At 71.5% G+C, this 12,007-nt stretch carries 13 protein-coding genes; 7 read left to right on the top strand and 6 right to left on the bottom strand.

Annotated features, from left to right (window positions below; all coding sequences use genetic code 11):
- Positions 1-13 precede the first annotated feature (13 nt).
- Positions 14-631, bottom strand: coding sequence for a TetR family transcriptional regulator (locus tag ACWDRW_RS31525; RefSeq protein ID WP_451729026.1), 618 nt, complete (start codon positions 629-631; stop codon positions 14-16).
- Complete coding sequence (locus tag ACWDRW_RS31520) at positions 628-1,206, bottom strand: hypothetical protein (protein WP_451729023.1); 579 nt, start codon at positions 1,204-1,206, stop codon at positions 628-630. Before ACWDRW_RS31520 ends, ACWDRW_RS31525 begins: the two co-directional genes overlap by 4 nt.
- A 148-nt stretch (positions 1,207-1,354) precedes the next feature.
- Here ACWDRW_RS31520 and hmgA point away from each other — a divergent pair, with 148 nt between their 5' ends.
- The 3 genes from hmgA to ACWDRW_RS31505 are packed head-to-tail and all read left to right on the top strand — an operon-like array spanning position 1,355 to position 4,636.
- A complete protein-coding gene (gene hmgA / locus ACWDRW_RS31515) occupies positions 1,355-2,695 on the top strand; it encodes a homogentisate 1,2-dioxygenase (protein WP_451729020.1) in 1,341 nt (446 codons plus the stop codon).
- A 27-nt stretch (positions 2,696-2,722) separates the two neighbouring features.
- Entirely contained in the window at positions 2,723-3,472 is a 750-nt protein-coding gene (locus tag ACWDRW_RS31510; protein ID WP_451729017.1) for a GntR family transcriptional regulator, read from the top strand.
- Between the two features lie 15 nt (positions 3,473-3,487).
- The gene (locus ACWDRW_RS31505) at positions 3,488-4,636 is read left to right on the top strand and encodes a type ISP restriction/modification enzyme (RefSeq protein ID WP_451729014.1); all 1,149 of its coding nucleotides are present in this window, start codon (positions 3,488-3,490) and stop codon (positions 4,634-4,636) included.
- Here ACWDRW_RS31505 and ACWDRW_RS31500 read toward each other — a convergent pair.
- Positions 4,618-5,349 carry a TetR/AcrR family transcriptional regulator gene (locus ACWDRW_RS31500; protein WP_451729011.1) on the bottom strand — a complete coding sequence of 244 codons (732 nt, stop codon included), beginning with the start codon at positions 5,347-5,349 and terminating at the stop codon, positions 4,618-4,620. The genes ACWDRW_RS31505 and ACWDRW_RS31500 overlap by 19 nt on opposite strands.
- A 63-nt stretch (positions 5,350-5,412) precedes the next feature.
- Here ACWDRW_RS31500 and ACWDRW_RS31495 point away from each other — a divergent pair, with 63 nt between their 5' ends.
- From ACWDRW_RS31495 to ACWDRW_RS31485, 3 genes are read left to right on the top strand one after another with little or no spacing between them, the layout of a single operon-like run.
- Entirely contained in the window at positions 5,413-6,351 is a 939-nt protein-coding gene (locus ACWDRW_RS31495) for an ATP-binding cassette domain-containing protein (RefSeq protein WP_451729008.1), read from the top strand.
- A complete protein-coding gene (locus ACWDRW_RS31490; protein WP_451729005.1) occupies positions 6,348-7,130 on the top strand; it encodes an ABC transporter permease in 783 nt (260 codons plus the stop codon). The genes ACWDRW_RS31495 and ACWDRW_RS31490 overlap by 4 nt, the downstream gene beginning before the upstream one ends.
- 50 nt (positions 7,131-7,180) lie before the next feature.
- Positions 7,181-8,377: a CaiB/BaiF CoA transferase family protein gene (locus ACWDRW_RS31485; RefSeq protein ID WP_451729002.1), complete on the top strand. Its 1,197-nt coding sequence runs from the start codon at positions 7,181-7,183 to the stop codon at positions 8,375-8,377.
- An 18-nt stretch (positions 8,378-8,395) separates the two neighbouring features.
- On the opposite strand, the gene ACWDRW_RS31480 is transcribed toward ACWDRW_RS31485, so the two are convergent.
- From ACWDRW_RS31480 to ACWDRW_RS31470, 3 genes are all read right to left on the bottom strand, one after another.
- Positions 8,396-8,665, bottom strand: a complete 270-nt coding sequence (locus tag ACWDRW_RS31480; RefSeq protein WP_451728999.1) for a hypothetical protein — start codon at positions 8,663-8,665, stop codon at positions 8,396-8,398.
- 126 nt (positions 8,666-8,791) lie between these two features.
- Complete coding sequence (locus ACWDRW_RS31475; protein WP_451728996.1) at positions 8,792-9,592, bottom strand: anti-sigma factor; 801 nt, start codon at positions 9,590-9,592, stop codon at positions 8,792-8,794.
- Positions 9,589-10,131 (bottom strand): sigma-70 family RNA polymerase sigma factor, encoded by a 543-nt coding sequence (locus tag ACWDRW_RS31470; RefSeq protein ID WP_451728993.1) that lies wholly within the window; start codon positions 10,129-10,131, stop codon positions 9,589-9,591. Before ACWDRW_RS31470 ends, ACWDRW_RS31475 begins: the two co-directional genes overlap by 4 nt.
- Before the next feature lie 230 nt (positions 10,132-10,361).
- Between ACWDRW_RS31470 and ACWDRW_RS31465 the strand changes: the two genes are divergently transcribed.
- Positions 10,362-11,894, top strand: a complete 1,533-nt coding sequence (locus ACWDRW_RS31465) for a DUF4331 domain-containing protein (RefSeq protein WP_451728990.1) — start codon at positions 10,362-10,364, stop codon at positions 11,892-11,894.
- Positions 11,895-12,007 lie beyond the last annotated feature (113 nt).

Below are 12,007 nucleotides of genomic sequence, written 5' to 3'. Positions count from 1 at the left end.
GTCCGGGCGCCGTTCAGTCCAGGACCCGTGCCAGATAGGCCCGGAGCAGTTCCCGCGCTTCCTCGATGATCCGCTCGTCGCCTTCCGGGGAGACGCGGAAGGCGAGGTGGACCAGGGTGTCGGCGGTCTCCACGGCGACGAGGAAGACGCGGCGCAGATCCTCGTCGGGGGTGCGGTCGAGGTAGCCGGACAGCAGCTCGGTGAGGCGGTCGGCGACCCTGTGGTTGGGTTCCGCCCGCCGGGCGCCCACGGGTATCTGGTTGCCGAAGTCGACGAGGGAGAAGCCGGGCGCCGTCCGTTTCATCAGCAGGTACTCGTCGAGTACGGCGTCCATGGCGGTACGCCAGTCCCGGACGCCGCCGCCCGCCAGGCGCTCGGTGACGCGCTCGGCGTAGCGGTCGAGGTTGCGTTGCGCCAGGGCGTCGGCCATCTGGCGCTTGTTGCCGAAGAAGCGGTAGACCGAGCCGATCGGGACGCCCGCCCGCTGGGCGACTGCGCGGGTGCTCAGGGCGTCGTAGCCGACCTCGTCGAGGAGGGCGGCGCAGGCGTCGAGGATCCTGGTGAGCCGTTCGGCACTGCGCCGCTGTACGGGCGCGCGGCGGAGCGAGTTCGGGTGGGGCACGGGCATCATGATGCCTTTCCGGCGCGATCCGGTGAACCTTGCCCTCCAGTACGCACTCCGGTGGCCCCTGCACTCATCGTCGGGTCGGCCGCGGACGCCGTGAGGTCGGCCGTGCTCTCGATCGGTTCGCCGTCCGCCGCCCACACCGTGCCGTCGTCGGCGTACAGCCGGGCGGTGACGTGATGCGTACCGCGTGGCACGAACTCGGCCGGGAGGCGGTACTCGGGGGTGCGCAGCCGGGCGATCAGGCGGCCGTCCAGGTAGAGGTGCGCCAGACCCCGCCCCGCCACCGGTGTCTCCTTCGTGCCGGCGGGCGAGAAGCGGAAGTCGCGCACGGTCAGGCGGACGTCCCAGCTGTCGTCGGCGTTGGGCTGCACCTCGACGCGGACCTCGGGCGCCTGGTCCTCGTCCACCTCGCGATAGAGCCGGCCCTGCTCGTCGGAGTCGTCGAGCAGCTCGCCGACCGGCGAGGGCGACCCGCCCTTTCTCTCCTCCTGTGTGCCACCTGAGCCGCAGCCCGCGGATCCGGTCAGCAGCAGGACACAGACCGCGAGCGCGGCGAGGGGCCCCCGCGTCCACGACATGCCCTGGAGCCTAGAACAAGGGTCCGACACTCGAATCCCCCTGGAGTCGGGTTCGGATCGTCCGCAGTGATGAGGACGGAGACCCCTTGCGCCCACCGGGACAGAATCCTACGGTGATGCATAGGATTCCAGTCGCAAGGGAGCGATCATGAGCGGGGACGCGCGGAAGACCGCGGAGGGGCTGTCGTATCTCTCCGGGTTCGGCAACGAGCACAGTTCCGAGGCGGTGCCCGGCGCCCTTCCCGAGGGCCGCAACTCACCGCAGCGCGCGCCCCTCGGGCTGTACGCGGAGCAGCTGAGCGGCAGCGCCTTCACCGAGCCGCGGGCCCACAACCGCCGTTCCTGGCTGTACCGGATCCGCCCCTCGGCGGCCCACCCGGCGTTCACCCGCACCGACAACGGCACCCTGCGCACCGCGCCTTTCACGGAGTCGGTGCCCGACCCGAACCGGCTGCGCTGGAATCCCCTGCCCGAGCCCGCCCCCGGCACCGACTTCCTCGCCGGCCTGTGGACCCTCGGCGGCAACGGCGACGCGACCCAGCGCACCGGCATGGCCGTGCACCTCTACCACGCCAACGCGGACATGGACCGCGTCTTCAGCGACGCGGACGGCGAACTGCTGATCGTCCCGGAGCGCGGCGGGCTGCTGCTGCGCACCGAGTTCGGCCTGCTGCACGCCGAGCCGGGGCACGTGGCGCTCATCCCGCGCGGGGTGCGTTTCCGCGTGGAGCTCCTCGACACGGCGCCCGACGGCGCGCGGAGCGCGACCGCGCGCGGCTACGTCTGCGAGAACTACGGCGCCCCCTTCCAGCTCCCCGACCTCGGCCCGATCGGCGCCAACGGCCTCGCCAACGCCCGTGACTTCAGGGCCCCCGTCGCCGCGTACGAGGACGTCGAGGGCCCGGTGGAGGTGGTCAACAAGTTCTGCGGCAACCTCTGGCGGGCCGAGTACGGCCACTCCCCGCTCGACGTCGTGGCCTGGCACGGCAACCATGTGCCGTACGTGTACGACCTGCGCCGGTTCAACGTCATCGGGACGATCTCGTACGACCATCCCGACCCGTCGATCTTCACCGTGCTGACGTCCCCGTCCGACACCCCCGGGCTCGCCGGGGTCGACTTCGTGGTCTTCGCGCCGCGCTGGCTGGTGGGCGAGGACACCTTCCGGCCGCCGTACTTCCACCGGAACGTGATGAGCGAGTACATGGGCCTGATCGAGGGCGCGTACGACGCGAAGGCGGAGGGCTTCGTCCCCGGCGGCGGCTCGCTGCACAACATGATGTCGGCGCACGGGCCGGACCGGGAGACGTTCGACCGGGCGAGCGCGGCCGAGCTGAAACCGCAGAAGGTGGACGACGGCCTGGCGTTCATGTTCGAGACGCGATGGCCGGTGACCCTGGCCCCGCAGGCCGCCGACGCGGAGCACCTGCAACGGCGTTACGACGACGTGTGGCAGGGCCTGGAGCGGCACTTCCGCCCCTTGCACTGAAAGATCCCTACCGGTACGGATGGCCTCGTGACCTCCTTCGCCCCGGACTCCATCGTCCTGAACCGCAAGCTGCCGCTCTGGTATCAGGTGTCGCAGTCGCTGCGCGCCTCGATACTCGGCCGCCACCCCCAGGACCCGCTGCGCCTGCCCACCGAGGAGCAGTTGGCGGGGCACTACGGCGTGAGTGTGCTGACCATGCGGCAGGCTCTGAAGGAGCTGGAGGACGAGGGGCTGATCAGCCGTCACCGGCGGCGGGGCACGTTCATCGAGCCGCATGTGCGCCGCGGCGCCCCGGTACGGCTGCTGGGCTCGGTCGACGCGATCGTGGCCCAGCAGTCGGGCATGACGACCCGGATGCTGGACCACGGCAAGGGGCCGGTTCCCCCGGAACTCGCCGAGCACTTCCCGGACCTGGGCGAGGTGGCGACGTACCACCGGCTGCGCAGCGACGAGAAGACGGGCGAGCCGACCAATCACGCGCGGAACTTCGTCCGGCCCGAACTGGCCGCGCGCATCGACCTCGCCGATCTGTCGCGGTGGCCGATGACGAAGGTGCTGCGGGATGCCGTCGGGGCGGACATCAGCCGCATCACGGACACGGTGGAGGCGCGGCTGGCGGATCCGGAGACGGCTCGGCTGCTGGAAGTGCCGTTGCTGAGCCCGATCTTGCACTACACGGGCATTACGTACGATTCAGACGGACGGGCCCTGGATGTGGCCGTCATCCACTACCGGGGGGACCGCTTCTCCTTCACGGTGACCCTCGACGCGACGTAGCGGCCACGACGTACCATGCCCACCGTGACGCACGACGACGCTCCGCTGCTGGCGGACCTCATGCCGTGGTCCGTCGCACCGCTTCGGCTGGGCCGGGGGTGGCCGACGGGGCCCGACGCGGCCTGTCTGAAGGCCCGCTGGGACGCCTTCGTGAAGGCGGAGGGCCCGGACCGGGAAGCGCTGCTGGAGCCGACCCGCTCGCGCACTCTGCACTCGGCGGTGGGACAGCTGCCCGGCCGGACCGGCGGTACGGAGAAGCTCCTCCGCGCCTCGGGACCCTGCCCGGAACCGGTTCGCGTGCTGCACGCCCCCTTCGACGAGCAGTGGCTGATCCCCGACCACCGCCTGATCGACTCAGCCCGCCCCGAGCTGTGGCGGGTCGCGGACGAGCACCAGACCTTCGTGATCGAGACGCCCGGCCGTCTGCTCGCCACCTCCCTGCTCCCCCTGCTCCGCCCCGGCCGTATCCGCCCCCTCCACCGCCGCCCCGGCGGCACGGAACCGAACCTGGCCCCGGGCCTCTTGGACCACCTGGCGAGCCGATTGGGCGTGACCCCCTCCCCCGCCGACGTCCTCGCCTGGACGCTGGCGACAGCCCGGCCCGACCTCACGGTCCCCCTCACCGAGGACCCGGGGGTGTGGGCGGCGGGCCTGGAGTCGGGCCACCGCATGCTGTGGCTGATGCGCCGGGACGGCGACCGGCCCAAACTCCCCGGCGGCCGCCGACCGTACGTCCGCGCCCCGCTCCCCGGCCGACCGCTGGCGCTCCGTTACGACCGCGAGGAGGAGACCCTGCACCTGGACGAGGGGCGCGTCTCCCCGGTGCCGCCACAGGCCTGGGACTACGAGGTGGACGGGGTCCGCGTGCTGGAGCAGTGGTTCACGGCCCGGACGGCCGAGACGGCGGAGCCGGGCACCCTGACGGCCGTGCGCCCGCAGACCTGGCCGCAGACGTGGACCTCCGAACTCCTGGAGCTGATCACGGTCCTGGCACTGCTCGCCGAAGCGGAGTCGCGGCGCGAGGAGTTGACGGTCACCGCGCCGATCACGGCAACCGAGCTGCGCAGGGCGGGAGTTCTCCCGGTGCCGGAGTCGGCTCGCAGGCCCGCCTCGGTGCTCGACCACCACGAAGAGGGCCCGGAAGGTCAGTTCGCGCTCATCTGACCCGGCGCGTAGCTGTCCAGCAACCGGTTCAGCATCCGGTCGAACACCCCCTCGGCGTCCTCCACCGGCGCCACTCCCTGGGCGAAGAGCGCCGCGAGATGCGGGTACTGCCCGGTCGCGACCTGGCTCATCATGTACGCCCCGCGCACCTGCTGCTCCCGCTCCGCCGACCACGGCTCGGACCGGGTCCGCTCGGCGAGGGTCAGCTCGTTGGCCACGAAGGTCATCACCGAGCCGTTGACCATCCCGAACAGCTCCAGCTTCGTGCCCGGCGGCACGTCGAGGCTCTCCAGACAGGCCAGGACCCAGTCCAGGCAGCGCAGCGCGTTGGGGCTGACGCTGTACAGGGAGGACATCACCCGGATCACCCACGGATGCCGGCGCATGATGCCGCGCGCCTGACGGGCGAGGTCCAGCATGTCGGCGCGCCAGTTCCCGCTGGGCGGACGGGACAGGTCGTACTCGCCGCTGACCACGTCCACCATCAGCTCGTACAGGTCCACCTTGCGCGGCACGTAGTTGTACAGCGACATCGTCCCGCAGCCGATCTCGGCCGCCACCCGCCGCATCGAGACCGCCTCGAGGCCGTCCGCGTCGGCGATCCGCACCGCCGCCGCCGCGATGTCGGCACGGCTGTACGCGGGCCTGGGCCCCCGACCCGTCCGCTCGGGGCGCGCCCAGATCACCTCGGGTTCATCGGTACGGCCGGCCATCGATCATCACCTCGCCCACCATCGTAGTTACGTACACCGTACGTAGTGCGCTATGGTCCCCGCATGACTACTACGTACGCTGTACTTAGTGAGGGTCTGGAGAAGCGCTACGGCGATGTCCACGCCGTACGCGGACTGGATCTGGCCGTGGCCGAGGGCACGGTCTGCGGGATCCTCGGCCCCAACGGCGCGGGCAAGACGACCGCCGTCCGGCTGCTCACCACGCTGGCGTGCCCCGACGCCGGTTCCGCCCGGGTGGCGGGGCACGACCTGCTGCGGGAACCGGCGGCGATACGGCGCCGGATCGGTGTCACCGGGCAGTACGCCTCGGTCGACGGCGATCTCACCGGACGCCAGAACCTGCGCCTGTTCGCCCGGCTGCACCGGGTGCGGGGCGCGGGCGGGCGCGCCGAGGAGCTGCTGGAGCGGTTCGGGCTGACCGAGGCCGCCGATCGCCCCGCCTCCACCTACTCGGGCGGTATGCGGCGCCGGCTCGACCTGGCGGCGAGTCTGGTGCGGCGGCCCGAGATCCTCTTCCTGGACGAGCCCACCACGGGTCTCGACCCCACGAGCCGCAACCGGATCTGGGAGGCCGTGCGCGGACTCACGGCCGCCGGCACGACCGTGCTGCTGACCACCCAGTATCTGGAGGAGGCCGATCAACTCGCCGACGACATCGCCCTGGTGGACCGCGGCCGGATCGCGCACACGGGGGCTCCGGCGGAGCTCAAGGCACTCATCGGCGCCCAGGTCGAGGTGGTCGTCGCCGACCCCGGCGTCATGGCCCGGGCGGCCGCCGTGCTCGACCGACTCACCGGCTCGCAGCCCTCGTTCGACCCCGACCGCCAGGCCGTCGCCGCGGTCACCCGGGACAGCACGCTGACCCTCCCCCGACTGGTGCGCGAACTCGACGCGGCCGGGGTGCCGTTGCTCGACGCGAGCCTGAGGCCACCGACGCTCGACGACGTGTTCCTGCGCCTGACCGGGGAGAGTGCGGCATGAGCACCTTGGCCTACGACGGCACCGCGTTGCTCGGCCGACAGCTCCGGCGCGTCCGCAACAACCCGGGGCTTCTGATCCTGACCCAGACCACCCCGATCACCATGCTGCTGTTCTTCGGATACGTCTTCGGCAGCGCGGTCGCCATGCCGGGCGAGGAGTACCGCACCTTCCTCGTGCCGGGCCTGCTGGCGGCGACGGCCTCCGGCGGGATCATGACCGGGATGTTCCAGGCGGCCCAGGACACGCACCGGGGCGTGACGGACCGGCTGCGCACGCTGCCGGTGAGCAGGGCGGCCGTACCGCTGGGGCAAGCCGCCGCCGACCTCGTCGTCACGGCCCTGGGCCTGGCGCCGTTCCTGCTGGTCGGGCTCGCGGTGGGGTGGCGGTTCGAGGGGTCGGCGCCGGACGCCGTCGCCGCGCTGGGGCTGTTGCTGCTGTTCCGGTTCGCGTGCACGTGGGTCGGGATCCTGCTCGGACTGGTCAGCCGGAACGAGGAGGCGGCGGGGCAGTTGGGCAGCGTGACCTTCGTCCTGCCGCTGCTGTCCAGCGCGTACATCCCGACGGAGAATCTGGCGGGCTGGCTGCGCACGGTGGCCGAGTGGAACCCGATCAGCGCGCTCACCACGGCCCTGCGGGACCTCTTCGGCAACTCCCCCGTACCCGCCGACGCCGCCTGGCCGGTGGCTCACCCGGTCGCCGGAACGCTGGCCTGGAGCGCGGTGCTGATCGCGGCGGCCGCGCCCCTGGCCGTGCGGCGGTACACGCGCGGCGGGTCCTGACGGCCCCGGGCCGTGGCGGAAGCGCACGCCCCCGGGGCATGATCGCCCGCATGGAATCGCAGCCGCTGCCGCTCACCGGCATCACCGTCGTCGCCGTCGAACAGGCCGTCGCCGCCCCCTTCGCCACCCGGCAGCTCGCCGATCTCGGCGCCCGGGTGATCAAGGTCGAGCGGATCGACGGCGGCGACTTCGCCCGCGGTTACGACACCGCCGCCCGCGGTCTGGCCTCGCACTTCGTGTGGTGCAACCGCGGCAAGGAGTCCATCGCCCTGGACCTGAAGGACCCGCGCGGCCTGGACGTCGTACGCCGGCTCGTCGGCGAGGCGGACGTGTTCGTGCAGAACCTCGCGCAGGGCGCCGCCGCCCGGCTCGGCCTGGACGCGGCCACGCTGTGCGCCGCGCACCCACGGCTGATCGCCGTCGACATCTCGGGCTACGGCTCGGGCGGCCCGTACGCGGACAAGCGGGCCTACGACATGCTCGTGCAGTGCGAGGCGGGCCTGGTGTCGGTGACGGGGACGCCCGAACAGCCGGTGAAGGCCGGGATCCCGGCGGCGGACATCGCGGCGGCCATGTACGCCTTCTCAGGGGTGCTCGCGGCGCTGGTGCGCCGGGGCACGACCGGGCGGGGCGGGCCGGTGGAGGTGTCGATGCTGGAGTCGCTGGCGGAGTGGATGGGACATCCGTTGCACCACGCGATGCACGGCGGCACGGCCCCGGCACGTACCGGGCTCGCGCACGCCGTCATCGCACCCTACGACGCCTATCCGACCGCGGACGGCGGGCGGGTGCTGCTGTCGGTGCAGAACGACCGGGAGTGGCGCCGCCTCGCCGAACAGGTGTTGAAGCGGCCGGAGTTGGGCTCGGAGCCCGCGTACGCCACGAACGCCGCGCGGGTGGTGAACCGGGAGCGCACGGACGAGCTGGTCGCCAAGGCGCTGGCCGCGCTCGGCACCGACGAGGCGCTGGAGCGGCTGGAAGGCGCGGGGATCGCCTGCGCGCGCCTGCGGGACCTGCACGAGGTGGCGGAGCACCCGCAGTTGGCGGCCCGGGAGCGGTGGCGTGAGGTGGGGTCGCCGGTGGGCCCGCTGAAGGCACTGCTGCCGCCCATCACGCTGCCGGGCGGAGAGGCGGCACGGCCGGGGGATGTGCCCGCGCTCGGTGAGCACACCGAGGCGCTGCTGCGAGCCGTGGGGATGACGGACGGCGAGATCGCAGCGCTGCGCCGGGACGGTGTGGCCGCCTGAGCGCGGGCCCGGAACGCCTCAGTGACCGCCGAACAGCGAGCGGCGCAGCCGGCGCAGTGGCGCGAAGAGCGAGACGCGGCGGACTCGCGCACCCCGGTCGCTGTGCTGACGCACCGGTTCACGGGCGGTCAGCTCAAGCATCAGCGAGGTCGCCTCGGCCGTCTTCTGCTGCGGCACGGCGGGACCCCCCAGCACCGAGAGATGGCGGTCGAGACGCGAACTGGTCGCGCTGCTCCCGCAGGTGATCGCAGGGACCCTCGCCCTGCTGCGCACTGTTATCTGTTCCATGTCACTCCCCACCCGTACGAGTCCACCCGGCCCGGGCAGGGTAACCCTATCGCCCCCTCGGGGCACTCGTGTATCGCGGTCACAGGATTCACCTTCCCCGTAAGGGTGTTGACGACTCTTCCTTGATTACTCTCCGAATCCAACAGATTTCAGGGCGAGTTGGACTACCGGCTGGGTAGTGGGCTGCGGGGAGCCGCCGTCCGGCTCGACGGTCACAGCCAGTGACGTCGAGGACTCGTCCAGACCGGAAGCGACCAAGGGCGTGTCGCCCTCGAAGAGCCCCAGGGAGCGTGGTTGCGCGCCGGGGCGCATGAGCCACAACTGGTGCACGCGGTCGTCCGGGAGGCCGTCGTACCCGGCGAGAGTGACCACCGCGCGCCCCTCCGATGCGGAAGCAATCACTCCGATACTCCGGCCCTCAGCGTCCCGTCCGGTGCTCGCCCGCGCGTCGGGAGCGGCCAGAACGTGGGCGATCTCACGCGCCTGGGCCCGCTCGGCGTCCAGCTTGTCCTGCGTGTCGTTCGCCTGGACGGCGAACAGGGAGGCGACGACGAGGGCCGCGGCGGCCGTGGCGGTGGCGAACGGCACGAACAGCGGCCGCCGCATCCGCGCGGCCCGAGGTGGTGGTCCGGCCCCCCACACGTGGGGCGGCAGCTGCGGCTCCCGCGCCCGCACCGGCTCGCGTACGGCCTCCTGCGGAGTCGTCCGTACGGCGGCCAGGACCCGTTCGCGCAGCGCCGCCGGCGCGGGGGCGGAGGTGGACCAGGCCAGCCGGACCGCGTCCTCGGACAGGGTCCGCACCTCGGCGGCACACCGCTGGCACCCGCGCAGATGCTTCTCGAAGCGCACGCGCTCCCCCGGTTCCAGGGCGTCGAGGGCGTAGGGCGCGGCGAGGGAATGGAGGTCCTGGCGACGGAAGAGGCTCATGCGGCACCTCCGAGGCACTCGCGCAGCCGGCTCAGCCCGTCCCGCATCCGGGTCTTCACCGTGCCGAGCGGCAGGGAGAGCCGCTCGGCGACCTCACGGTAGGTGTAGCCGTCGTAGTAGGCGAGGGTGACGGACTGCCGTTGGATGGCGGTGAGCCGGTCCAGACAGCGGCGCACCCACTCCCGCTCCAGGCCCGCCTCGACCTCCTCGGACACCTGGTCGAAGGCCGGGTGATGGGCCTTGCGCGCCTCGCGCTGCTCGCGTTCGCCGGCCGCGCGGGCGCTGCGCACCCGGTCCACGGCCCGGCGATGGGCGAGGGTGAGGATCCACGACAGGGCGCTGCCCCGGCCGGGATCGAACCGCCCCGCGGACCGCCACATCTCCAGCAGCACCTCCTGCGCCACCTCCTCCGACTGGGCGGGGTCCCGCACGACCCGCCGCACCAGTCCGAACACCGGTCCGGACACGATCCCGTACAACTCCTCGAACGCCTTCTGGTCGCCGCCAGCCACGAGCACCAGCAGCTCGTCCGCCTCCAACTCGTCTCCCCCTCCCGCGAGACCGCATCCGGGCCGTCCCGCCCCACGAGGTATTCGCAACGCACCCACCTCCGGATGGGGTTACGGATCAGAAGGCCGAAAACGCGGGTCGGCGGGCCGCGAAATCAGTTTCGCCGGACCGTCCGAAGAGTTTTCAGGCCGGACCAATCCGCTCCGCACCCCGCTCCGAATCCCGGTGCGTCAGGCAAGTTGAACCGAGGACGGACGGCATGACACCTATCGCCAGGAGCGGCGCCGGACGCACGAGCGTCGCCACCCTCATCTGTGGTGCGCTGGCCGCCGGGGGGCTCGCAGCCGCCGGCGTGACCGCGCTGGAACCCGGGGCGGCCTCCGCCTCCAGCCACCGGGAGGCCCCGCTGATCTCGGGGACCCCGCAGTACGACAACACGGACGTGTACGCGTTCGTCAGCCCGGACAAGCCGGACACCACGACGATCGTGGCCAACTGGATCCCCTTCGAGGAACCGGCCGGCGGACCGAACTTCTTCACGTTCGCCGAGGACGCGCAGTACGACATCCACATCGACAACAACGGTGACGCGCAGGGTGAGCTGCTGTACCGGTTCACGTTCAGGACGCACGTCAAGAACAAGAAGACGTTCCTGTACAACACCGGGCCCGTCGAGAGCCTCGACGATCCCGACCTGAACGTCACGCAGTCCTACGACATCGACCTGCTGCGGCTGAAGAACCAGCACCTGGTCTCCAAGACGAAGATCGCCAACGATGTGCCGGTGGCACCGTCGAACGTCGGCAAGGCGTCCATGCCGGACTACGCGAAGCTGCGCTCGCAGGCGGTCCACCAACTCGCCGGTGGTGCCTCCTCGTTCGCGGGACAGGCCGACGACCCGTTCTTCCTGGATCTGCGGGTCTTCGATCTGCTGTACGGCGGAAACCTCAGCGAGGTCGGCAACGACACGCTCAAGGGGTACAACGTCAACTCCATCGCGCTCCAGGTGCCGACGCACATGATCACGGAGTCGGCGAAGCAGCCGATCGTGGGGATCTGGTCGACCACCCAGCGCAAGAACGCGCAGGGCCGGTTCACGCAGGTCTCGCGGCTCGGCATGCCGCTGGTGAACGAGGTCGTCAACCCGATCAAGGACAAGGACAAGTTCAACGCGAGCGCGCCCTGGAACGACGGGCAGTTCCTGAAGAACGTGACCAATCCCGAGCTGCCGAAGCTCATCGAGGCGATCTACAAGATCCCGGCACCGGCCGAGCCCCGCAACGACCTCGTCGACGTGTTCCTGAAGGGCGTGAAGGGGCTCAACCAGCCGCCGCACGTGACGCCCGCTGAGGAGCTGCGGCTGAACACGTCCATCAAGCCGTCCGCCTCGCCGAAGCGGCTGGGTGTGCTCGACGGCGACAACGCCGGGTTCCCGAACGGGCGGCGACTGACGGACGACGTCATCGACGCGTCGCTTCAGGTCGTCGAGGGTGAACTCGTCGGGTCCAAGAACGACTTGGGCGACGCGGTCGACAAGAACGACAAGGACTTCGAGAAGGCGTTCCCCTACGTGGCGCTGCCCACGGAGGGGTCTCGGGGGCCGCTGGCGAAGGGGACGTCCGGGACGAACGACGTGCGCAACCAGCTCGGTGACGCGTTGTCGCCCGCCGGGTCCGGGAGTTCGTCCGACACCACGCTGATCGCGGCTTCCGCGGGCGGTGGAGCTCTGGGTGTCCTGCTGATCGGGTCCGGGCTGCTCTGGTGGCGGCGGATGCGGGAGCGGGCGTACTAGTGCCGCGTCAGGCAACGATCGCCCCGTCGCGTCGCCCGGCACGCACTCTCGCCGCACCGGGCACAAGCCCAAGTACATCCAGTACGAGGGCTTGCACCCGGCACGCCGAGAGC

This window comes from Streptomyces sp. NPDC003635, from assembly GCF_053587635.1.
The sequence above is the reverse complement of the archived record's forward strand: the minus strand, read 5'-3'. Positions and strand labels throughout refer to the sequence as shown.